Origin of the sequence: Nocardioides gansuensis, assembly GCF_003076135.1 — a bacterium.
GTDB classification, from domain to species: domain Bacteria; phylum Actinomycetota; class Actinomycetes; order Propionibacteriales; family Nocardioidaceae; genus Nocardioides; species Nocardioides gansuensis.
This window is the reverse complement of the sequence record NZ_QDGZ01000010.1, coordinates 109,781-130,406: the sequence shown is the minus strand read 5'-3', so window position 1 is coordinate 130,406 and position 20,626 is coordinate 109,781. Positions and strand designations below refer to the sequence as shown.

The 20,626-nt window shown below is 70.3% G+C and carries 20 protein-coding genes, 1 other RNA gene and 1 riboswitch; of the genes, 13 read left to right on the top strand and 8 right to left on the bottom strand.

Annotation, left to right across the window (positions count from 1 at the left end; translation table 11 throughout):
* Positions 1 to 939: 939 nt before the first annotated feature.
* The 5 genes from DDE18_RS20105 to DDE18_RS20085 form a co-directional block, all read right to left on the bottom strand.
* Positions 940 to 2,286 carry a glycoside hydrolase domain-containing protein gene (locus DDE18_RS20105; RefSeq protein WP_165821260.1) on the bottom strand — a complete coding sequence of 449 codons (1,347 nt, stop codon included), beginning with the start codon at positions 2,284 to 2,286 and terminating at the stop codon, positions 940 to 942.
* A gap of 81 nt (positions 2,287 to 2,367) precedes the next feature.
* Complete coding sequence (locus DDE18_RS20100) at positions 2,368 to 3,108, bottom strand: SGNH/GDSL hydrolase family protein (RefSeq protein ID WP_165821259.1); 741 nt, start codon at positions 3,106 to 3,108, stop codon at positions 2,368 to 2,370.
* A 114-nt stretch (positions 3,109 to 3,222) separates the two neighbouring features.
* Positions 3,223 to 3,411, bottom strand: a complete 189-nt coding sequence (locus tag DDE18_RS20095) for a DUF5999 family protein (protein WP_116574040.1) — start codon at positions 3,409 to 3,411, stop codon at positions 3,223 to 3,225.
* A 273-nt stretch (positions 3,412 to 3,684) separates the two neighbouring features.
* Complete coding sequence (locus DDE18_RS20090) at positions 3,685 to 4,485, bottom strand: SDR family oxidoreductase (RefSeq protein ID WP_116574039.1); 801 nt, start codon at positions 4,483 to 4,485, stop codon at positions 3,685 to 3,687.
* Between the two features lie 200 nt (positions 4,486 to 4,685).
* Positions 4,686 to 6,107: a calcium-binding protein gene (locus tag DDE18_RS20085; protein WP_133241285.1), complete on the bottom strand. Its 1,422-nt coding sequence runs from the start codon at positions 6,105 to 6,107 to the stop codon at positions 4,686 to 4,688.
* A 119-nt stretch (positions 6,108 to 6,226) separates the two neighbouring features.
* Between DDE18_RS20085 and DDE18_RS20080 the strand changes: the two genes are divergently transcribed.
* From DDE18_RS20080 to ssrA, 9 genes are all read left to right on the top strand, one after another.
* Entirely contained in the window at positions 6,227 to 6,799 is a 573-nt protein-coding gene (locus tag DDE18_RS20080; protein WP_116574037.1) for an RNA polymerase sigma factor, read from the top strand.
* Complete coding sequence (locus DDE18_RS20075) at positions 6,796 to 7,665, top strand: hypothetical protein (RefSeq protein WP_116574036.1); 870 nt, start codon at positions 6,796 to 6,798, stop codon at positions 7,663 to 7,665. Before DDE18_RS20080 ends, DDE18_RS20075 begins: the two co-directional genes overlap by 4 nt.
* 112 nt (positions 7,666 to 7,777) lie before the next feature.
* Positions 7,778 to 8,575, top strand: a complete 798-nt coding sequence (locus tag DDE18_RS20070; RefSeq protein WP_116574035.1) for a DUF4369 domain-containing protein — start codon at positions 7,778 to 7,780, stop codon at positions 8,573 to 8,575.
* Between the two features lie 86 nt (positions 8,576 to 8,661).
* A complete protein-coding gene (gene prfB, locus DDE18_RS20065) occupies positions 8,662 to 9,777 on the top strand; it encodes a peptide chain release factor 2 (RefSeq protein WP_116574034.1) in 1,116 nt (371 codons plus the stop codon).
* Between the two features lie 53 nt (positions 9,778 to 9,830).
* Positions 9,831 to 10,520, top strand: a complete 690-nt coding sequence (gene ftsE, locus DDE18_RS20060) for a cell division ATP-binding protein FtsE (protein ID WP_116574033.1) — start codon at positions 9,831 to 9,833, stop codon at positions 10,518 to 10,520.
* A gap of 38 nt (positions 10,521 to 10,558) precedes the next feature.
* On the top strand, positions 10,559 to 11,470 hold the full coding sequence (ftsX, locus tag DDE18_RS20055) for a permease-like cell division protein FtsX (protein ID WP_116574032.1): 912 nt from the start codon (positions 10,559 to 10,561) through the stop codon (positions 11,468 to 11,470).
* A 54-nt stretch (positions 11,471 to 11,524) separates the two neighbouring features.
* Positions 11,525 to 12,781, top strand: coding sequence for a peptidoglycan DD-metalloendopeptidase family protein (locus DDE18_RS20050; protein ID WP_116574031.1), 1,257 nt, complete (start codon positions 11,525 to 11,527; stop codon positions 12,779 to 12,781).
* A gap of 119 nt (positions 12,782 to 12,900) precedes the next feature.
* A complete protein-coding gene (gene smpB / locus DDE18_RS20045) occupies positions 12,901 to 13,380 on the top strand; it encodes an SsrA-binding protein SmpB (RefSeq protein ID WP_116574030.1) in 480 nt (159 codons plus the stop codon).
* 107 nt (positions 13,381 to 13,487) lie between these two features.
* Positions 13,488 to 13,858: a transfer-messenger RNA gene (gene ssrA, locus DDE18_RS20040) on the top strand.
* A 507-nt stretch (positions 13,859 to 14,365) separates the two neighbouring features.
* On the opposite strand, the gene DDE18_RS20030 is transcribed toward ssrA, so the two are convergent.
* Both DDE18_RS20030 and DDE18_RS20025 read right to left on the bottom strand, forming a co-directional pair.
* Positions 14,366 to 15,151: a DUF1707 SHOCT-like domain-containing protein gene (locus tag DDE18_RS20030; protein WP_133241284.1), complete on the bottom strand. Its 786-nt coding sequence runs from the start codon at positions 15,149 to 15,151 to the stop codon at positions 14,366 to 14,368.
* Positions 15,152 to 15,217: 66 nt separating this feature from the next.
* A complete protein-coding gene (locus DDE18_RS20025) occupies positions 15,218 to 16,468 on the bottom strand; it encodes a sulfatase-like hydrolase/transferase (protein WP_116574028.1) in 1,251 nt (416 codons plus the stop codon).
* Between the two features lie 49 nt (positions 16,469 to 16,517).
* Here DDE18_RS20025 and DDE18_RS20020 point away from each other — a divergent pair, with 49 nt between their 5' ends.
* The 4 genes from DDE18_RS20020 (at position 16,518) to DDE18_RS20005 (ending at position 19,810) form a co-directional block, all read left to right on the top strand.
* Positions 16,518 to 16,946 (top strand): HIT family protein, encoded by a 429-nt coding sequence (locus DDE18_RS20020; RefSeq protein WP_116574027.1) that lies wholly within the window; start codon positions 16,518 to 16,520, stop codon positions 16,944 to 16,946.
* Between the two features lie 82 nt (positions 16,947 to 17,028).
* A complete protein-coding gene (locus tag DDE18_RS20015; RefSeq protein ID WP_116574026.1) occupies positions 17,029 to 17,802 on the top strand; it encodes an SDR family NAD(P)-dependent oxidoreductase in 774 nt (257 codons plus the stop codon).
* A 130-nt stretch (positions 17,803 to 17,932) separates the two neighbouring features.
* A riboswitch (cyclic di-AMP (ydaO/yuaA leader) is annotated at positions 17,933 to 18,095 on the top strand.
* 3 nt (positions 18,096 to 18,098) lie between these two features.
* A complete protein-coding gene (locus DDE18_RS20010; RefSeq protein ID WP_116574025.1) occupies positions 18,099 to 18,656 on the top strand; it encodes a C40 family peptidase in 558 nt (185 codons plus the stop codon).
* Positions 18,657 to 18,799: 143 nt separating this feature from the next.
* Positions 18,800 to 19,810 carry a DUF3048 domain-containing protein gene (locus tag DDE18_RS20005; RefSeq protein ID WP_165821258.1) on the top strand — a complete coding sequence of 337 codons (1,011 nt, stop codon included), beginning with the start codon at positions 18,800 to 18,802 and terminating at the stop codon, positions 19,808 to 19,810.
* A 7-nt stretch (positions 19,811 to 19,817) separates the two neighbouring features.
* Here the strand turns inward: DDE18_RS20005 and DDE18_RS20000 are convergent, their stop codons facing one another.
* Positions 19,818 to 20,549, bottom strand: a complete 732-nt coding sequence (locus DDE18_RS20000; RefSeq protein ID WP_116574023.1) for a TetR/AcrR family transcriptional regulator — start codon at positions 20,547 to 20,549, stop codon at positions 19,818 to 19,820.
* Positions 20,550 to 20,626: the final 77 nt, after the last annotated feature.

Below are 20,626 nucleotides of genomic sequence, written 5' to 3'. Positions count from 1 at the left end.
CCGATGGGCTTTGCCAACTGCATCGCTGGCTCAGTAGCCCGAGGGGTTGGCGGCCGCGGGGCCGTGACCGCCGTTTGTGCAGGTCAGGCTGCTGTGGGTTTTGTTACTGCGGTCAAGATCCGTAATCGCTCGCACGGACGGCCCCTATTCACCACCCAGCCCGGCTGGAGTTCGGCTGAGCGACACCAGGATGTGGCGAAGAGAACTCCGTGGGATCTGACGACCTCGCCTCGCACTGTTCTACGGTCGTCGGATGCGGCAGTGATCCCCCAGCGGTTGGTCATGAGGGCATCTGCGCATCTCGGACGGTTACACCGTTGTCGAGGAAAGGAGATGGCTGATGAGCGACCATTCGAACGAGCCCGGCGTCGAAGAGCCCGAGGAGGATCCCGAGGGTCACGCCGGCTGAGCACCGCGTCACCTAGGGCCTGACACACCTCGTCGCAAATGCTCTGGCGCGTCTGAGATGGAGTGACCTGCCTGGTGGTCTCATGCGGCGGTACGACGCACCTCCGCCACCGCCGAGTCGCCCCACGGCTCGAGCGTCCCCCATCCCATCTGGGCGCCGGTTCTGTTCGAGCAGCTCAGCATCGCGCAGACTGCTCGAGAGCTCTCAACCCGAGCAAAGGACGAACCGCCCACGGTCTCGGGTCCGTGAGCGGTTCTGAGAATGAATCTACGCCGAGGTTGTCCTCAGCGCAGGCACAGATGTGCACGCTGGTGCCACTGAACAGCCAAGGTTTCGCAACAACGCACTCGAGGACCGCCGCCCTCTTCCAGCGCAGGCCAGGTGCGTGCGCTGCCGTTGATCAGTCGTGAGCTCCACGAAGGACGCAGCCGTGCGCGCCTCGGTCATGCCCTGGCTGGGCTTGTGGTGCTCGCGGCGGATGGACGCGTCGGCCAACGACGGGAAATGGGAGTCCGACGCGGCATGCAGGGTCACTGCGGGTGGCCTGTCACGGGATCGAGGGCTCGCCCACGTTCCAGTGCCTGCCAGACCCGAGCCGTGACGACCGGCCTCGCGCTCAGACCCAGGCTCCTGCGGTATACCTTCGCCGCACGTGCGGTTGCCGGACCGTAGGTGCCGTCTACGTCGATGCGGCGCTGTCCCATCGCTGCGTTCAGCGTGCGCTGGAGCCGTCGTACCGGCTCTCCGCGTGACCCCTTCTTGAGCACGGGCGTGTGACCACGCGCCAGCAGTGAGATCCAGGTACGCCGGTCGACGGAGCCCGTGGGACGGAGCCCGCGCCGTCGCTGGTAGTGCAGGACCGCGCGCGCCGTGGTGGCGTCGTACTGTCCGCTGGTCTTTGTCGGGTGCCGGTCACCAGGCAGGACGAGGCACTGCGCCACCCGGACAATGGGGCCACGGGCGCCGGGGTGCAGCGTCCTTGGCGCGACGCGGGAGGCCACCTGGTCGCAGGATGCGGGCGGCGCCGCCGAGCTGGTGGCCCCGAGGCTGACGAAGTTCCAGTCGATGTCCATGCGGATGCCGCCGAACTCGACCCCGGTGTCGAGGGCGTACTGATGGACCCTGCTGGTGCGCATGAACCCCTGGTCGGCGATGTACTCACGCGGCATGCTCCCGGCGCGGTCGATCCAGGCGTACCAGACGGCGTCGGGCCGCGCGTAGTGCCGACCGGTCCTGCTCAGCAGGGAGATGCCCGCGTTGACATGGGAGTACACACCAGACCGATAGCCGCGACGGTGGAGCTCCTCGGTCCACTCCTCCAGGAACGCGAGGGACGACCGGCGACACGCGGACGTGCCGGTGTCGAACGGCTCGAGGTCGTAGAAGATCACCTCACGTCGGGGGATCCGCAGCGCTCGGGCGCTCGCGGTGGCACGGCGAGCCTCCCGCATGCCCCTGGCCCGAGCAGCGTCGAAGCTGCCGTTCTTACCTGGCTTCCCGCTGATCCGGTGGTCGTACCCCGTGCAGGAGGCCTGCGGTCCGACCCAGATCGGCAACAGCCGCCACTTGGCCTCGAGCTGGCGCTCGACCCACCGGATGCTGAGGTGCTTCTGCGCGCAGGCGCGGTGCACACCACCGAGGTAGATGCCGACGCCCGTGAACGGTGACGAGGTGCGCCAACGGTTCATCACCCACTGGCTGGGTGCGCTGCACGCGTCGAAGGCGAACCCGCTCCACGCGGCGCGAGCGGGGGGCGCCGGCGGAGCCGGGCCCATGACAACGGGGCGCTCGGCGGGGCCGTGTCCGCCGGTGTCAGCAGCGCTCGCCCGTTCCGCATCGGCGTCGAGCGACGACACGCCCGCGTGTCCGACAGCCATGACCACAAGAGCCGCAAGAAGAACCGCAGCGGCGAGCTTGGGGCGGGTGGGCGGGGAGCGGCGGTGCGAGGGCATGGGGAATCAATCAGAAGACGGGCCGGGCAGTGAACGGATCCAGGACCGCGCCGCAGTCGGAGCCAGATCCCGCAACCGACGCGTGAGCCACGGTGCGCCTTCGGCGGCCAGCCACCGAAGCTGGTGCAGGTGGCCGGTGAGACCCCCGTCTAGGTCGAGGCCAGGGGGTTCGAAGGTGAGGCCGGCGTCGTGGAGCAGCGCTGCGAACTCGTGCGCGAGGGTGCGGTGTCCGAGCTCGGAGGGGTGCAGACGGTCGATCGACCAGAACCGCCGGTCGTTGATATCGGGGAGGGCTTCCAGATCCAGCTGCAGTCCACCGTAGAGGTAGTAGATCTCGTCGTACACGTCGTTGAGGGCGTCGATTCGGGACCGCATCGGTCTCGCCAGGAGCTGGGGGAGACAGAGGATTCGGCTGTGGTCGTGGAACCGGGCGGTGAGGAGCAGCGCTCCGTCCTCGGCCAGCCTGCCGGCGCAGTCGAGCAGGTCCGCGCGTACCGCGTCGGCGTTCCAGGTCGACCCCATGGTGTCGTTGAGCCCGACGATGAGTGAGGCGAGGTGCGGCCGGTGGGCCAGAGCGACCGGTAGCTGGCGCTGCCGGACGCTCGCGACGGTCGATCCCGACACCGCGACGTTGCAGAAGGAAACGTTATGGTGCTGGCCGATCGCATCGGCGAGGAGGCGCGCCCAGCCTCGCCAGGCGCCCGTGACGTCGGCGTCACCCAGGCCGCAGGTGGCAGAGTCGCCCAACGCAGCGAAACGGACGCACTCCCGCCGCGGTCCGGTGGGCAAGGTCCTCATATCGGGGCCGTGACCCGTCCGGACCTGCGGTCTCGACACCTCGGCATCGTCCCGCTTCGGGCGTCAGGCGGCGCGTCGATAGGACCGGGCCGCGACGGTGGAGCCGTTGGGCAGAATGGCACCGCCGTCCTCGAAGAGGATCACTCCGTTGCAGAGCAGCCACCACCCCTGCTCGTCGTGCCGGCACACGGCCTGTGCCCGGCACGCCTCGCCGGTTTCGGCTGCGGAGCAGGAGGGGGAATGGGTGCACATCGCGTTGACCTCCGGTCGACTCTCGGGGCGTCATCCCTGTGTGGTTGTCGTCACACCACGATCGGCGATCGGGGGCTCTGATGCGCCGGGGTGACTACCCATTTCCCTACGTAGATCGGAACCCACGTACACAGAGCCAAGGGTGGGGATTGCGCACGCGCTCAGACGTGCGGCGCGGCACGCTCGCCATCGACGGCGGCGTCGCCCTGTGCGCCAGTGGGCGCAGCGGCTGACCGACCGGCTTCACCTGCACGTCTGCGGGTCGAGAGCTGACTAGATCTCCCGCCAGCTCTCGGAGTCCATGTCGTGCCCGTGCGCGGCCATCAGCATCAGGCCGCCGTCGACGGTGAACGAGCTGCCGGTGACGTAGGCCGATCGCGGCGAGGCGAGGAAGCCGATGACGGACGCGACCTCGTGGACGTGACCGGGCCGCCCGACCGGGTTGCCGGGCCGCTCGCGGTGGTAGGCCTCGGACTCGTCGGCGCCCGTCATCGGTGTCGCGATCTCTCCGGGCGCCACGGAGTTCACCAGGATCCCGTCCCGGGCGAGCTCCAGCGCCAGGCACTTCGTCAGCATCCCGAGGCCGGCCTTGGCCACGCAGTAGGCCGTGGCCCCGAAGCGCGGCACGTGCTCGTGGACGCTGGTGACGTTGATGATGCGGCCGCCGCGGCCGGAGGCGCGCATGTACTTCGCGGCGTGCTGGGCGCAGAGGAACGGCCCGTCGAGGTCGGTGGCGAGGACCTGCCGCCAGCGGGCGAAGTCGAGGTCGAGGCTCGCGTCGCTGTGCCCGGTGCCGGCATTGTTGACCAGGACGCCCAGGCCGCCGAGTTGGGTGGCGAGCTCGTCCACCACGTCTGCCGCGCGCTCGCTCGCGAGGTCCTGCCGGGCGACGAAGCAGCGCTGGCCGCGCTCCTCGATGCCGGCGCGGGTGTCCTCGGCGCCTGCTTCGTCGGTGTGGAAGGTGATCCCGACGTCGAAGCCCTCCATGGCGAGCAGCTCCGCGGTCGCCTTGCCGATCCCGGAGTCGGCGCCCGTGACGATGGCCAGGCGGTCGTGTGCGGGGGTCGTGGTCATGGTTCCCGGGTACCCATCGGCGCGGTCGAGTAGTGGGCGAGCGTGGCCATGCGGATGCCGCTCCTGCCAGTGGCTCCTTCAGGCGAGACGACCGCCGTCGCTGCCCCCGGCCACGCCGTGACGGGCGCCTGCCACTGGTGGGTGACCACCGCCCTGAGCGCCGGGCGGAGATTCAGTGCAGCCGGCGATGGACGCCGACGTCAGCGACTCCGGATCTCGCAGCTCTTCGCTCGCTCGGCGTCGATGCAGGTGTCACGGCCCCGGCCGCCGTCGGCCCTGTCCACACCACGTCCCAGGTCGAGGACGTCTCGGCCCTTGGTGCCCTCGACCCGGTCACGGCCAGCGAACGTCCTGGCTCGCAGGCTCCGGTTGCGAGGGGCGCTGACGTCGTCCTTGGCGTTCGTGCCGAGATAGACCCAGTTCAGGCCGGGTCCGGACAGGCGGTGGTGCTCGTAGCCCCGCATCGAGGCCACCGTGCGCTCGATGCGGATGCGGGACCGTCGGCGATCGACAGTGATCCTGGCGCTGGGGGCCAGCTTGGTCCCATTGCCCACTGCGAGCCGATCGTCCCCGCGACCGCCGTCGGTGATCGTCCGTCCGCCCCGGACGAACACGTCATGGGTGATCTCGTCGTCGCCGCCGCCTCCGCTGACACGGAGCTTGCGGACGAGCTCGGCGAAGACGGTGTCATCACCGGCGCCGCCCTCGATGTGACTGCCGTCGGCGCTGCCGTAGGAGTCCCACGGCTCGCCGGTGGAGACGGCGACGTAGTCGTCCCCGTCACCGGCCGCGACGTCACTCGGGCCCCAGTTGGAGACGATGAAGTCGTCTCCGGCACCGCCGTCGACCGTGTCGGGACTGATGTGGTCCGCGTCCTCCGGGTCGACTGTCTCCATCACGTCGAAGCCTGCGATGTCGGGGAAGATCCGGTCCTCGCCGCCCTCGCCGCTGATGGAGTCGCTGCCGCGGTCGGACATGATCACGTCCCCGTACGGCGTCCCGATGATGTGGTCGTCGTACGGGCTGCCCACGACGGCCAGCCGTCCGACGACCACGATCGTGTCCGTGCCCTGGCCGACTGCGCGGCCCAGGCCGTTGACCGGGGTGAGGTCGACGTGGACGGCGGTCGCCGAGTCGTCGTACCTGACCTGGTCCGGACGGAAGGTGAAGGCATCGGCGGCTGGGTCGAGGCCGAGATCGACGAAGTCGTCGCCCGGTCCGGGAATGAGCAGGTCCCCGAGCGATGAGTTCGACGCGGGGTTCGGGTCGCGTTCGCGCCCGTCGAGGCCGCCGAGGAGACGGTCGTCGCCGTCCCCGCCCGTCAGGGTGTCCTCGGACTCCAGGCCGCAGATCACGTCGTTGCCACCCGCTCCGTCGATCGTGTCTGCGAGCGCGGTCCCGACGATCACGTCGTCGCCGGGGGTGCCGGTGACCGGCTTGGTGTGGTGCGAGCTGGACGGGTAGGCCATCTCGAGCGGGACGACGATCGTCGCGGCGCGCCCGTCGCAGATCTCGGCCGCCGCGGAGGCCGGCAGCGCGACGAGCACGGGCGCCAGCAGGGCGAGCGAGGTGAGGGCGATCCGGTGCATCGGGTGTCCTTCGATCGGGGGAGGTGTGCTCATCTGATGCTGCCAGCGCTCGAAAGGTTGTCGCCGCAGCGGCACGGCAGCGGTCGAGCTGGTCCGCTGACGCCGACGCCCCGGAAGCGACACACTTGCGCCGAGGGGGACATGTACGGGGCATGGGACACACAGACAACGGGCCGCCGGGCCGCGAGCAGGCGTTCCGGCGGCTCTACGAGGCGACGTACGCCGACCTGCTGAGGTTCATCGAGCGGCGGGTCCACCCCACGCACGCCGAGGACGTCCTCGCCGACGTCTTCCTCGTCGCCTGGCGGCGCATCGACGACGTGCCACGGCCGCACGACGAGGCGCGGGCCTGGCTCTTCGGGGTCGCCCACCGCACGCTGCGCAGCCAGCACCGCAGCGGTGAGCGCCATCGCGCCGTCGCCGTGCGGATCGCGGACGCCCAGCTGCGCGGACCCGACCTGGCCGGCCCCGAGCCCGACCTCGTCGCCGCCCGCCTCGACCTCGCCGAGGCCTGGCGCCGCCTGAGTGCCGTCCACCAGGAGGCGCTCGCGCTCGCGGTCTGGGACGGCCTCTCGGCGCCCGAGGCCGCCGAGGTGCTTGGCATCTCGCCAGTCGCCTACCGGCTCCGCCTCAGCCGCGCCCGCCGCGCCCTGCGCGCCCTCGCCGGCACCCACCCCCACACCAGCCCGACCGCGGCACCCGCCGCCACCAGGAGCACGCCATGAACACCGACGCCACCCTCGCCACCCTCGACCCCGCCACCACGCCCGCCGACCTCGACGTCCGCCACGTCGAGCGCGCCCAGGCGCTGCTCGCCCGCATCACCGCCACGGAGCCGGCGGACACGGTCGTCCTGCTCCGGCCCCGAGGCCCCGTCGTACGCCGCGTGGTCGCCGCCGGCGGAGCCGTCGCGGCCGCCGTGGTGCTCACCGTCGCGGTTCCCGACCTGGTGGGCAGCGACGACGCCGCCTACGCCGCCTGGAGCCCCGTGCCCGCGGCGGTCTCCGCGGAGCAGGCCGAGGCGGCCGCTGACGCCTGTCTCGACGGCGGTCCCTTCGGCTGGCTGCCCGGGCGGCAGGGCCCCGACCTCGACGCGCTCGTCACCGAGGCGCGCGGGTCGTGGACGATGGCCTACTTCTCCGACCCGAGCGGGATGAACGAGCAGGTCTGCCTCCTCCGCGGCGACGAGCTCGTCGGCACCCATGGCCAGGCCGCCGGTCCCGGCGCCCAGGCGGTGGAGGTCGCCGCGGACGGCGCACACGGCAGCATCGGGGGAGTGCTCAGCACGGAGGACGAGAGCCTGCGCAGCTCCACCGGCCTCGTCGGCGACGACGTCGTGGGCCTGGTGCTCCACACCGAGGCGCAGGGCGACGTGACCGCCACGATCGCGAACGGCCACTACGCCGCCTGGTGGCCCGACGCCCCGGTGACCGAGCAGTCCGAGAGCGCCGACACCACGCCGTCCTTCAGTGGCGCGACCCTCACCCTGCGCGACGGCACGACGCGCGAGATCGGCGTCGACGAGCTCACCGGCCTGCCGATGGAGTCGCTCACGACCCCGGACGAGGGCGGCAGCGCCTCGGCGGGCTGAGAGGACCCGACAACCAAAAGGTCGCCCGGCGAGTCTCACGCTGCGGCCGGTTCCACGGCCTCTCGGAGTCCTACAGTGGCCGCCGAGAAGACCACCACGAGGGGAAGTACACATGACGCGATCCACACTCATCGCCGCCGCAGTCACCGCAGCCCTGCCGCTGACCCTGGCGCCGGTCACCACCGCCCAGGCCGAGGCGCCCAGTGAGCGCCGCGCGACGTCGTACGTCGTGAAGGCCAGCATCAACCGCACCACCGCGATCGCAGGGGAGGACACCGTCAAGATCCGCGGCAGTGTCAAGCCGCGTGCGGCAGGCAAGACGGTGATCCTCCAGCAGCGCCTGGAGGGCAACAAGCGCTGGAAGAAGAGCGGCACCGCCAAGATCAAGTCCGACGGGCGCTTCAAGCTGACCGACAATCCGAGCACGCCCGGCGTGCGCTACTACCGCGTCGTCAAGCCGGCCGACGGGGCGATCAAGACGGGCGTCAGCAAGGAGATGGAGCTGGAGGTGTGGGCTTGGCAGCTGCTCGGCAAGCGCACCTCCGGGGCCACGGCCAACGTCTCTCGCGGCTACGTCGAGATCGGCACCGAGGGCTACGGCTGGTCGCTCAGCAGCACGCCCGGTGTCGGCGGCTACATCGAGTTCACCCTCGGCAACAAGTGCAAGCAGCTGCGTGCGACCTACGCACTCACGGACTCCTCCGAGACCGGTGCCACCGGCCAGGTGACCGTGACGGCCGACGGGGCGCCGCTGGTCACCCACGGGCTGCAGGTGGGCACCGTGGTCGAGGAGGGCGCGGGCGTCCTGGACATGACGGACGTGTTCCGCCTCCGGTTCGACCTGTCCGGGTCGGCCTCGCCGAAGGGCTACGCGGCGATCGGCGACCCCGAGGTGCTCTGCACCGCGTGACCTGAGCTCGCGGGAGCGTGGCCGGTCCCGGATCCGCCCGACGCCGATCGGGCGGATCCGGACCGCGCCCCGTAGTCTTGCTCCTTGTGGCAGCCACCGACTTCGACGTTGAGATCAAGCAGCTCCAGGCGACCATGAAGACCATCGGCCAGGTCCTCGACCTGGACGCGATGCGCCGGGAGATCGCCGACCTCGGCGAGCAGGTCGCCGCGCCCGACCTCTGGGACGACCAGGCGAACGCCACCCGCGTCACCGGCCGCCTCTCGATGCTCCAGGGCGAGCTCGACCGCTTCACCGAGCTGGACACCCGCATCGAGGACCTCGGACTGATGGTCGAGATGGCCCAGGACGAGGGCGACGCCGACACGCTCGCCGAGTCCGAGGTCGAGCTCGGCCGCATCAAGAAGGCCGTCGAGAGCCTCGAGATCCGCACGCTGCTCTCCGGTGAGTACGACGCCCGCGAGGCGCTGGTGACCATCCGCTCCGGTGCCGGCGGCGTCGACGCGGCGGACTTCGCCGAGATGCTGATGCGGATGTACCTGCGCTGGGCCGAGCAGCACAAGTACCCCGTCGAGGTCTTCGACACCTCGTACGCCGAGGAGGCGGGCCTCAAGTCCGCCACCTTCGCCATCCACGCGCCCTATGCCTACGGCACGCTGAGCGTCGAGGCCGGCACCCACCGGCTGGTGCGGATCAGCCCCTTCGACAACCAGGGCCGCCGCCAGACCAGCTTCGCCGCCGTCGAGGTCGTGCCGGTGCTCGAGCAGACGGACGAGATCGACATCCCCGACGAGGAGATCCGCGTCGACGTCTACCGCTCCGGCGGCCCCGGCGGCCAGTCGGTCAACACCACCGACTCCGCCGTGCGGCTGACCCACATCCCGACCGGCGTGGTCGTCTCCTGCCAGAACGAGAAGTCGCAGCTGCAGAACAAGGCCAGCGCGATGGTCGTCCTCAAGGCCAAGCTGCTGGCCCTGAAGAAGGCCGAGGAGAAGGCGCACCTCGACGAGCTCAAGGGCGACGTCCAGGCCAGCTGGGGCGACCAGATGCGCAACTACGTGCTGAACCCCTACCAGATCGTCAAGGACCTCCGCACCGGCTACGAGAGCGGCAACCCCGCGGCGGTGTTCGACGGCGAGCTCGACGGATTCCTGGAGGCCGGCATCCGCTGGCGCCGGGGCGCCGAGAAGGCCAGCGCCTGAGACGTCGGGGCGCGGGTCCCCAGTGACTGGGGCGACCGCGTAACCTCGACGCCGTGATTCGCTTCGAGAAGGTCACCAAGACCTACCCCGGCCACGCCCACGCGGCGCTCGACCAGGTGTCGGTCGACATCGAGAAGGGTGAGTTCGTCTTCCTCGTGGGGTCGTCCGGCTCGGGCAAGTCGACCTTCCTGCGGCTGGTGCTCCGCGAATACCGCCCCACGGGCGGCCGCGTCTACGTCGCCGGCAAGGAGATCAACCGGCTGGCGAGCTGGAAGGTGCCGCGGCTGCGCCGCACCATCGGCACGGTCTTCCAGGACTTCCGGCTGCTGCCCAACAAGACCGTGACGGAGAACGTCGCCTTCGCGCTGCAGGTGATCGGTCGCTCGCGCAGCGAGATCAGCTCGCTGGTGCCCGAGACGCTCGAGCTGGTGGGCCTCGACGGCAAGGGCGACCGGATGCCCGACGAGCTCTCGGGTGGCGAGCAGCAGCGGGTGGCGATCGCCCGCGCGTTCGTCAACCGGCCCCAGATCCTGATCGCGGACGAGCCCACCGGCAACCTCGACCCCACCACGTCGGTCGGGATCATGAAGCTGCTCGACCGCATCAACCGCACCGGCACCACGGTGGTGATGGCCACCCACGACGCCGGCATCGTCGACCAGATGCGCAAGCGCGTCATCGAGCTCGAGCACGGCCGCGTAGTCCGTGACCAGGCGCAGGGCGTCTACGGCTTCCAGAACTAAAACGCCCCCGCAACTCCACCAGGAGCAACTGACCTCTCATGCAGCTTCGCTACGTCTTCTCCGAGCTGGGCCAGGGCCTGCGCCGCAACCTCTCGATGCACCTCGCGGTGATCCTCACGCTCTTCGTCTCGCTCACCCTCGTCGGCCTCGGCATCCTGCTCAACCAGCAGGCCACCAAGGCCGCGGACCACTGGGGCAGCCAGCTCCAGATCACCGTCTACCTGTGCACCGAGCGCGACAGCAACCCGGCCTGCACCGGTGAGGTGACCGAGGCCCAGCGCACGGCGGTCCTCCAGGTCGTCGAGGACAACCCCGAGGTCGCGGACCACTTCCTCATCTCCAAGGAGGAGGCGTTCGAGAAGGTCAAGGAGCTCTACGGCGCGGAGCGCTTCGAGGGCCCCTACCCCGCGGCGACCGCCGAGGACATGCCCGAGGCGGTGCGCATCGAGCTGAAGGACCCGGAGAAGTACGAGGGCATCGTCAGCGCCGTGAAGGGGCTTGACGGTGTCTCCAAGGTCGGCGACATGCGCACGGTCATCGCCCCGATCATCGGCTCCATCAACACGATGAAGTGGGCGGCCCTCGGCACGGCGATCTTCCTCGTTGTCGCGGCGCTGCTGCTGGTGGCCAACACCATCCGTCTCGCGGCGTTCGCGCGCCGCAAGGAGATCGGCATCATGCGCCTGGTCGGCGCCTCGACGCTCTACATCGCGCTGCCCTTCCTCCTCGAGGCCCTGGTCACCGCGCTGATCGGCGTGGTGCTCGCGACGGGTGCCCTCGCGGGGTTCATGTACTTCGGGATCATGGAGCGCGCCACGGACCGGTTGAAGTTCGTGCCGTGGATCGGCTTCTCGGAGTACGGCGTGGCCGTGGCAGCCGTCGCGGTCCTCGGTCCGTTGCTCACGGTGCTGCCGACACTCGTGCTCACGCGCAAATACCTCAAAGTCTGATCCCGGCGCGTTACCGTCCTTGCGTTCACTTCCCCGAACGCAGAAGGCATCCCGGTGCGCTCCTTCCCCCGTACCGCCCACCGTCGCCTGGCCGCGGCCGCCATCGCCGCTGCGCTGGCGATGGGCTCGGTCTCGTCGACCGCCGCGGCTGACGACCTCAAGCACAAGCAGAAGCAGGTCGAGAAGAAGATCGACCACGCCCACGACGACCTCCACTCGTCGTCCCGGCAGCTCCAGAAGGCCCAGGCCCGCCTCGACGCCGCCAGGCACGACCTCGAGGACGCCCGCACCGACCTGGCGATCGCCCGCGGCAAGCTCGCGGTCGCGCAGGAGCGTGACGAGAGGATGCAGGCCGAGCTCGAACAGGCCGAGGCCGAGCTCGACCAGGCGCAGGCCGAGCTGCTCGCGGGTCGCCACGCCGTCGTCGCCCAGCAGGACGTGGTCGCCGACACCATCACCCAGATCTACACCGAGGGCGACCCCGCGCTGCTCGCCTTCTCCTCGCTGCTGGAGTCCGGCAGCGCCGAGGACCTCTCCACCCGGATCGAGGCCAACCGTGTCTTCGTCGGCACCGAGACCCGCCAGTACGACGACCTCCACGCCGCGAAGGTGCTGCTCGAGGTGCAGAAGCAGCAGGTGAAGGACGCCCGCAACCGGGTGGCCGACAAGCGACGGGCCGCCGCGGACACCCTGGCGGCCATGCAGCAGCTCGAGCTGGAGGCCGAGAGCGCCAAGGCTTCGGTCCTGGCGCTGGTGGGCGAGCTCTCCGCAGCCCGCGCCGACGCACGCGCCGCCCGCGCCGCCGACCTGCAGAAGCTTCGCAAGCTGCAGAGGGAGCAGGCCCGGATCAAGGAGATCCTCCGCAAGCGAGCACTGCGGGCGCTGCGCAACTCCCAGTCCCAGAAGGGCCCGACCGGCGGCCTCCTGGCCTGGCCCGTGAACGGCGAGATCACCTCGCCGTTCGGCTACCGGGTGCACCCCATCTACGGCTACTGGGGGCTGCACGACGGCACCGACTTCGGCGGTGGCTGCGGGCTCCCCATCCACGCCGCCGAGAGCGGCCGGGTGATCTCCTCCTACTACAGCCCGGTCTACGGCCGCCGCATGCTCATCGACCACGGGGCGCTGGCCGGCGCCGGGGTCGCGACCATCTACAACCACGCCAGCAGCTACACGGTCGGCACCGGTTCCACCGTCCAGCGCGGCCAGGTCATCGGCTACACGGGCGACACCGGCTGGTCCACTGGCTGCCACCTGCACTTCTCGGTGATGGCCAACGGCAGGGCCGTGGACCCGCAGAACTGGCTCTGACCCGCTCGTCGCTGGTTGAGGCGCGAGGACGCGATTTCGGAGGGCGAGTAGCGAGGGCAGCGCGCGTATCGAGACCCGTCGAGATCAAACCCGCTGGACCCGCCTGCGAGAATGGCGGGATGCCGAAGGAGCAGGGCACCAAGCCGATCGCGCAGAACAAGAAGGCGCGCCACGACTACCACATCGAGGACACCTGGGAGGCCGGGATGGTCCTCATGGGCACCGAGGTGAAGTCGCTCCGGCTGGGTCGCGCGTCCCTGGTCGACGGCTTCGCCGAGGTCGACGGGGGAGAGGTCTGGCTGCACGGCGTACACATCCCTGAATACTCCCAGGGCACTTGGACCAACCACGCGGCCCGCCGGCGTCGCAAGCTGCTGCTCAACCGCGCCGAGATCTCCAAGATCGAGAAGAAGATCGGCGACAAGGGCTACACGCTGGTCCCGCTCTCGCTCTACTTCAAGGACGGCCGCGCCAAGGTCGAGATCGCTCTGGCTCGCGGCAAGAAGCACTACGACAAGCGCCACGCCATCGCCGAGCGCCAGGCCAACCGTGAGAAGGAGCAAGCCGTCCAGCGACGGCTCAAGGGCATGCGCGACTGAGGGCGGGCTCGCCCGGCTGTTCTCCCTCGGGAATGAAGGCGACGCTGTCACGGTTGACCCGTAGACTGACCCGGATGGCTCGTCCGCGGGCCGTCGACAACTCAAGAGGGGCTGATCGGTTTCGACTTGGGACGTGAGTTCCAGGGGAAGCGGGTCGAGAAGCCAGCGCCATCTCGTTAACGATCGCTGGAAACCTATAAGTGCCAACGCTAAGCGCACTGACTTCGCTCTCGTTGCCTGAGCAATGATCGAAGGGTCTGACCGGGCATCCGTCTCCGTCCCGGACCCAGGCCTCATCTAGGAGACTTGCTGGTCACTCCCTGTCAGGAGGGGTGACCGGGACACTTTCCTGACTGAGCCTGTCGGCGACGTGTCTGTGCGAGCGCCGGGGCCGAGAAAAGCGAAACCACAGACTGCACCCGGAGAAGACCTGGTTCCGCGCTCGAGGACGCGGGTTCGATTCCCGCCAGCTCCACCCCTCTTCACGGCAGCTCCCGGCCCGCCACGGTCGGGAGCTGCCGTACGTTCCGGGCTCCCCCATGCCGGGGAGCCAGCGCAGACCTCTCCTGGAGAGTTCGATGCGACCCAGTGGTCGAGCGCCTGGATCAGGGCAGCCCTCGACCTGGCCGTCCTCGGCGCCCTCGCCGGCGGCCCTCTCCACGGCCATGCCATGACGCCTGCGGGCCGGATCATGCTGCGCGACGACCTCGTCGCCTGGCGGGGCCTGACCGAGTCGCTCGTAGCGATGTCACGGACGGACGAGGAAGGGGTGCGGCATGGCTGAGCTGCCGGAAGACGCCACGCTGAGCGAGGTGGTCGACCGGTTCGCTACGGCTCGCGGCGTCGAGGCCGACGAGCACGGGGCCTCTGCTGCGATGTTGCGACTCCTCGGGCCGAAGTCTGGGCCGTGCGGGATGCGCGTCGTGCGCGACGCTGGTCTGCACGTTGCGCGGGCGTCGCCAGCCGCTAACCGTTCCTGGGGCGCTCAGCCGTTCCTTCGGGGACCCCGCCAGTGGCGGCGCCGATCCTCCTCGGGGCGCGTCACCAGCCAGGTCGCTGCCAGCAGGGCGGGAACGCCGAGGAGCGCCAGCCCGGCGAGGGCCTTCTGGCTGGCGGAGAATCCGTCGGCGGTGAGCACCAGCAGCCCGACAACCAGCACCGGCAGGGCGAGTGCGACGAGGAACCAGATCGCGCTGCGCGCGGGCGTCCCGGTGCTCGCTGCTGTGGGAAGGTGGAGCCCCTCGACGGCCCGGTCCAGCTCGCCCCGGGTCTCGGCGTGCAGCGCCAGGTCGAGGCGACGGTCGTGCTCGGCCTGGTCGAGCCGGCCCTCGCCGAACGCCTGGGCCAGCATCGACAGGGCCGACTCGCGCTCGACGTCGCCCACGAGCAGCCCCTTCTCCCGCTCGGCACGCTCGAGCTCGCGACTCACGCGGGTCGCCTTCCAGGCCTTGCCCACCATGTCACCGAGCTGTGCCAGGTCCGGCTGTGGCTCGTCGCGCGTCGACTGGACGGTGAACGAGAAGGTGGCGTTCGACCCGAACACGGTGACCGGCGCACTTCGGCCGCCCGCCCCGTCACTGCCGGCCGGGGTGAGCCGGTAGCCCGCGAGCGGGTCGTCTCCGGTGCGCACCACGAGGCCTGCGGCCATGAGCGTCTCGAGTGCCTCCAGCACCGCCGCCTGGCTGACCTGCAGCGCCACGTGGAGCTCGACCACGGAGTCGGCTCCCGTGGTGAGCGCGCTCAGCACGCGTGTCGGCAAGGGCTGATGCACCGTGGACCTCCTCTCGGCAGCAAGGTAGCGCCGGCGGGCCCCGGCTCGCGGGGGAATCGGGTAGCTCTACCGCTCCAGCGTCCTGAGCGCGAGGCCGTTGGACTGCCGCAGTCGCGCCAGCCGGTCCGCCCACCGCGACACGTCGGCGTCACGCCGGCTGGCGAGCTGGTGCGGGTCGGCGGCGAGGTCGTAGAGCTCCCACTCGCCGCGCTCATGATGGTCGACGTACGCCCCGTCGTCCTCGCGAAGCATCGCCCAACCGAGGTTGGTGTTCTCGACGAGCAGCCGCCTGCGCCAGTCCGACCAGTCGCCGGTGCGGAGTGGCCCCAGCATCGACCGTCCGTCGAGCGCCCGACCGGCGTCGGGGTCGAGCCCGGCGATGTCGAGCGCGGTCGGCATCAGGTCCACCTGGGACAGCAGTGCATCGGACACGCCCGGCGTCACGCCCGGCCCGCGCACGACGAACGGGATGCCGGCCGACTCCTCGTAGGGCTGCTCCTTGCGGAAGAGGCGGTGCTCTCCGAGCAGGTAGCCGTTGTCGGAGACCAGGAAGATCCAGGTGCGGTGCAGCTGGCCGGTCCTCCAGAGCACGGCGAGGATCCGGTCGATCTCGTCGTCGAGGTCCTGGAGCTCCTCCAGCTTGCCTTCGAAGACCCTGCGCATCCGGGCCCGGTCCAGCGGGGGCAGCTCGCGCAGCCAGCTGGGCTTGTCCGTCATGTCGGTCTCGTTGAACGCGGGTGGATCCCACTCCACGCCGTCGAAGTCGTCCCGGTGCTCGGGGGTCGGCGTGTAGGGGTCGTGCGGGATCGACGGCCCGTAGACGGCGAACCAGGGTCCGGTGTCCCGGTGCCTACGAAGGAAGCGGCGCAGCCGGTCGGCTGCGAAGCGGTCGGCTGCCTGCTGGGAGTCGAGCCTGCGGACGCGGCCGTCCACGTTGACCTTTCCGTCGTTACCGACGGTCGCCACCCAGCGGCCCCACCCCGGCGCGACGTAGCCGGAGTCCGTGCCCAAGCCGTTCATGTACTTGCCGAAGTAGCCCGTGTCGTAGCCGGCCGCGCGGATCCGGGTCGCCACGGTGTCCCGGTCGAGACCCTGCTCCACGAACGGCGGATGCGTCATATTGGTGCTGCACCCATGGTCGTGCGGATAGCGGCTGGTGAGGATCGAGGCTCGCGCCGGACCACACCACGGCATCGCGGCGTACCCGCGACGGAACCGCACACCCTTCTGGACCAGCCGTCTCCAGGTCCGGTCCATAGTCCGCAGCGTCGAGCGCATCTGGTCATCGGTGATGATCCACAGCACGTTGTCGGCCACGGGGAAGACAGTACGCAGTGGTCACGGGCGGCCCGCTACTCTCCGAGCCATGACCGGCTGCATCTTCTGCGCGATCGCGGCGGGGGAGGCCGAGGCGGAGCGGGTCCTCGAGACCGACGACTTCGTGGCGTTCCTCGACCAGCGGCCCGTCTTCAAGGGCCACGTCCTGCTCGTGCCGCGCGAGCACGTCGTCACGCTGCCCGACCTCCCGGCCGGGCTGCGCGACGGCTTCCTCGCCCAGGCCCAGCGCCTCGCGGTGGCGATGCAGGACGGGCTCGGCGCGCAGGGCTCCTTCGTCGCGGTGAACAACGTCGTGAGCCAGTCGGTGCCCCACCTGCACTGCCACGTCGTACCCCGCACGAAGGGCGACGGCCTCCGCGGCTTCTTCTGGCCGCGCACGAAGTACGCCGCCGGCGAGATGGAGGAGTACGCCGCGCGGGTGCGCGTGGCGCTCGACGGCACTGCCCCCGGGGCCTGAGGACCCTGATCCAGCAGACCAGCTGGTCGGTAACTCCCGGTACGCTCAGGCTGCCCCCGACAGCACGGACAAGGAGTCACCCATGGGTCGCTACGACGGACGCGTCGCCCTCATCACCGGAGCAGCTCGAGGCATCGGCTTCGGCATCGCCGAACGGCTGGCCGCCGAAGGCGCCTCGATCGCCGTCCTCGACCTCGACGAGACCGCTGCCGCCGAGGCCGCCTCCCGGCTCGAGCTGCAGGGTGACGCCAGGGCGATCGGCGTCGGCGGCAACGTCGCGAAGGCCGCCGACGTGGACGCGGCCGTGGAGCGCGTGGTGGCCGAGCTCGGCGGGCTGCACGTCCTGGTCAACAACGCCGGCATCACCCGCGACAACCTGCTCTTCAAGATGACCGAGGAGGACTGGGACCTGGTCATGGACGTGCACCTCAAGGGCGCGTTCCTGATGTGCAAGGCCGCCCAGAAGGTCTTCGTGGAGCAGAAGTACGGCAAGATCCTGAACCTCTCCAGCATCTCCGCGCTCGGCAACCGGGGCCAGGCCAACTACTCGGCCGCCAAGATGGGCATCCAGGCGTTCACGAGAACCCTTGCCCTCGAGCTGGGCCCCTTCGGCGTCAACGTCAACGCGGTCGGCCCCGGTTTCACCGTGACCGAGATGACCGACGCCACCGCCGCCCGCCTGAAGCTGGACGTCGACGAGTTCCGCCGGCTCAACGCCGAGCACAACCCCGTACGCCGGGTCGGCTACCCCGAGGACATCGCGGCCGCGGCCGCGTTCCTGTGCAGCGACGAGGCCTCCTACATCACCGGCCAGACCCTCTACGTCGACGGTGGAGGCACGCTCGGCTCGGCCTGAGCAACGCCTGACGGCCCGGGTCGGTTTTGACCCGGGCCGTCGGCGCGCTTACGGTGTCGGGTCAGCACCCTGAAGTTGAAGCGTCACCCAACTGAACAGCCGTCCGGGTTACGCCGAGTCCTGCCCGCCCGTGACGGATCCCCCGAGAGCACACATCGGGCAGGAGTGGGGGACCCACAGGTTCCACGCCCGCCGCTCACGCGGCTGGCTCGGGGTGAAGTCACTCACGAGTGGCAGAGCACTTTCCAGCTCCAACCCGACAGCTCACCTCACAGGCGTGGGAAAGGAACACATCCATGCCTGCGATCTCATCGCTGGCGCGCCTGTGCGCGCTCCTCGCCGCCATCTGCGGCCTGACCGTCACCACCCTCAGCGCGACTCCAGCCCAGGCGCTGCAGCAGCGCGAAGCCGTCGCCTACAGCCCGACCCAGGTCGCCCAGGCCGACCAGCAGGACGCCGCCCGCCGCGCCCGGGCCGCCAAGTCGCTCAACGGCCGCATCTCCTCTGCCCTCGGCACTGCGCTCGCCCAGCGCGGCGACTGGTACGCCTACGGCGCTTCCGGTCCGGAGCGGTTCGACTGCTCCGGCCTCCTCTACTACAGCTACCGCCGGGCCGGCTTCGCAATCCCGCGTACGTCGGACGCCCAAGCGGCCCACGCGCGCCGGATCCCGAAGCGCGCCATGCGCCCCGGCGACCTGATGTTCTTCTACGGCAGCGGTGGCGTCTACCACGCGGCGATCTTCGTCCGCTGGGACCGCGGTCGCGCGCTGATGGTCGACTCCCTGCGCCCGGGCACCCGGGTCGCGGTCCGTGCGCCGTGGACCAGCAGCTGGTTCGCCGGCACGCTGCGCTGATCTCTCCCCACGTGGATCGACCTCCGGGCTGATCGGTCCGCAGCTCCGGGACTTGCCGCCGGCGGAGCGCCCAGCGCGCCTCCGCCGGTGGCTTGCTCCTTGCCCGCACACTTGACGTGTCATCTCGACGATCGGAGTCCCTCTTGCACGCCTCTGTCCGCCTCCGCGCCGCCAGCCTTGCCACCGCGGTCGCCTTGCTGCTCGCGGGATGTAGTGGCGGCGACGACGCGACGGGTGACAACGCCAGCCCGTCGCAGGAGGGCAGCGGAGAGGCGAGCGAGTCGGCCCCGGCCGAGCCGCTCACCTGGCCCTTCACCGGCCTGCCCGTCAAGGGCGACCTGCCGAAGAACGGCGCACTCGTGGCGAAGATCGACAACACGTCCTCCAGTGCTCCGCAGGTGGGCCTGGGGTCCGCCGACCTCGTGGTCGAGGAGCTCGTGGAGGGCGGCATGACCCGCCTGGCCGTCTTCTTCTACTCCAGGCTGCCCCAGGAGGTCGGCCCGGTGCGCTCGATGCGCGCCTCCGACATCGGCATCGTCCCCGACGGTGCCACCGTGGTCACCAGCGGCGCCGCGGCAGTGACGCTGGGCCGCGTGAAGGGTGCCGGCATCCCCTGGGTCACCGAGGGGGCGCCCGGGGTCTACCGCGCCAGCGGGCGCTACGCGCCGTACAACCTCTTCGCCGACCTGGCCGACATCGGCACCCGCGCCCGCAAGACCCAGCCGAAGCCCTACCTCGACTTCGGCACCGCGGACGACCTGCCCAAGGGGGCCAAGGTGACGTCCCTGGAGGCGTTCTTCGGCGGGCACACGACGAGCTGGCGCTTCGAAGGCGGCCGCTACGTCAACACCAACTCCTACGCCGGCGAGGGCGACCGCTTCCCGACCGACACGGTGCTCGTCCTGCGCGTGCAGGTCGGCGATGCGGGCTACCGCGACCCCTCGGGTGCCTTCGTGCCGGAGACCAAGTTCGAGGGCAAGGGCGAGGCGCTGCTCTTCCACGGCGGTCGGCTGGTGCGCGGCACCTGGCAGAAGCAGGGCCTCAAGGGCCCGATCGAGCTCCGCACCAGGCAGGGCGAGCTCAAGGTGCCCGCCGGCCACACTTGGATCGAGCTGGTCCCGGCCCAGTCGGGCAACGTCACCTGGGCGAAGTAGCCCGGGCTCAGTCCCCTGCGGCCTCGGGCTCGTCCTCGTCGTCGACGTGCGGGGAGGGGCCGGCGGCGCCCCGGTCGGCGAGGCCCTGGAGGCCGGCGAGGAGGAAGCCGATGGCTGCCTCGACGCGGGCCGCAGCCTGCGCGGTGTCGTCGCTCGTGGCCACGGACTCGCCGGCCGACGACATGGCGCCGAAGAAGATGGTCGTGAAGGTCTTCAGCATCGCCTCGTCGACGTCCCAGTCGCCGGCCTTGAGCAGGGCCCGGACGATGTCGGTCATCGTGGCGAACGTCGACCGCTCCTCCAGCTCGCGGAAGCGCTCGTAGCCCATCACCGAGGGGCCGTCCTGGATGACGATGCGGCGGTAGGTCGGCTGCTGGACGACCTCGAGGAACGCCTCGAGCCCGGCCATGGCCCTCGACCAGGGGTCCCTCTGCCGCTTGAGGGCCTGGGTGATCGTCTGGCCGGCCTGTGACTCCACCCGGTCGAAGACCGCCTCGAAGACCGCGCGCTTGCCGCTGAAGTGGTGGTAGAGCGCACCCTTGGTGACGCGCGCCCCGGCGACGATCGAGTCGAGCGAGGTGCCGGCGTAGCCGTTCGCGGTGAACAGTTCCTCGGCGACGTCGATCAGTGCGCGCTTGGTGGTCGCCGAGTAGTGGGCTCGCCGGGAGACGGCGCCGGGGACGCTGGGCACCTTGGGGCTCGGCACCTTCGGGATCAGCTTGCCCGGCGTCTTGGTCATCCCCGCAGTCTAGGGATCCGGGTCGCTCGGATGTGTCTGGCCTCACGTGGTTCCAGGTTTGAGTACCCCCGGTCGGA

Bases quoted from the DNA above. Each gene is read 5' to 3' on its own strand.
- DDE18_RS20105 (WP_165821260.1), bottom strand. From the start codon at position 2,286: ATGGCTGTCGGACACGCGGGCGTGTCGTCGCTCGACGCCGATGCGGAA.
- DDE18_RS20095 (WP_116574040.1), bottom strand. From the start codon at position 3,411: ATGTGCACCCATTCCCCCTCCTGCTCCGCAGCCGAAACCGGCGAGGCG.
- DDE18_RS20090 (WP_116574039.1), bottom strand. From the start codon at position 4,485: ATGACCACGACCCCCGCACACGACCGCCTGGCCATCGTCACGGGCGCC.
- DDE18_RS20085 (WP_133241285.1), bottom strand. From the start codon at position 6,107: ATGAGCACACCTCCCCCGATCGAAGGACACCCGATGCACCGGATCGCC.
- DDE18_RS20080 (WP_116574037.1), top strand. From the start codon at position 6,227: ATGGGACACACAGACAACGGGCCGCCGGGCCGCGAGCAGGCGTTCCGG.
- DDE18_RS20075 (WP_116574036.1), top strand. From the start codon at position 6,796: ATGAACACCGACGCCACCCTCGCCACCCTCGACCCCGCCACCACGCCC.
- DDE18_RS20070 (WP_116574035.1), top strand. From the start codon at position 7,778: ATGACGCGATCCACACTCATCGCCGCCGCAGTCACCGCAGCCCTGCCG.
- ftsX (WP_116574032.1), top strand. From the start codon at position 10,559: ATGCAGCTTCGCTACGTCTTCTCCGAGCTGGGCCAGGGCCTGCGCCGC.
- smpB (WP_116574030.1), top strand. From the start codon at position 12,901: ATGCCGAAGGAGCAGGGCACCAAGCCGATCGCGCAGAACAAGAAGGCG.
- DDE18_RS20020 (WP_116574027.1), top strand. From the start codon at position 16,518: ATGACCGGCTGCATCTTCTGCGCGATCGCGGCGGGGGAGGCCGAGGCG.
- DDE18_RS20015 (WP_116574026.1), top strand. From the start codon at position 17,029: ATGGGTCGCTACGACGGACGCGTCGCCCTCATCACCGGAGCAGCTCGA.
- DDE18_RS20010 (WP_116574025.1), top strand. From the start codon at position 18,099: ATGCCTGCGATCTCATCGCTGGCGCGCCTGTGCGCGCTCCTCGCCGCC.
- DDE18_RS20000 (WP_116574023.1), bottom strand. From the start codon at position 20,549: ATGACCAAGACGCCGGGCAAGCTGATCCCGAAGGTGCCGAGCCCCAAG.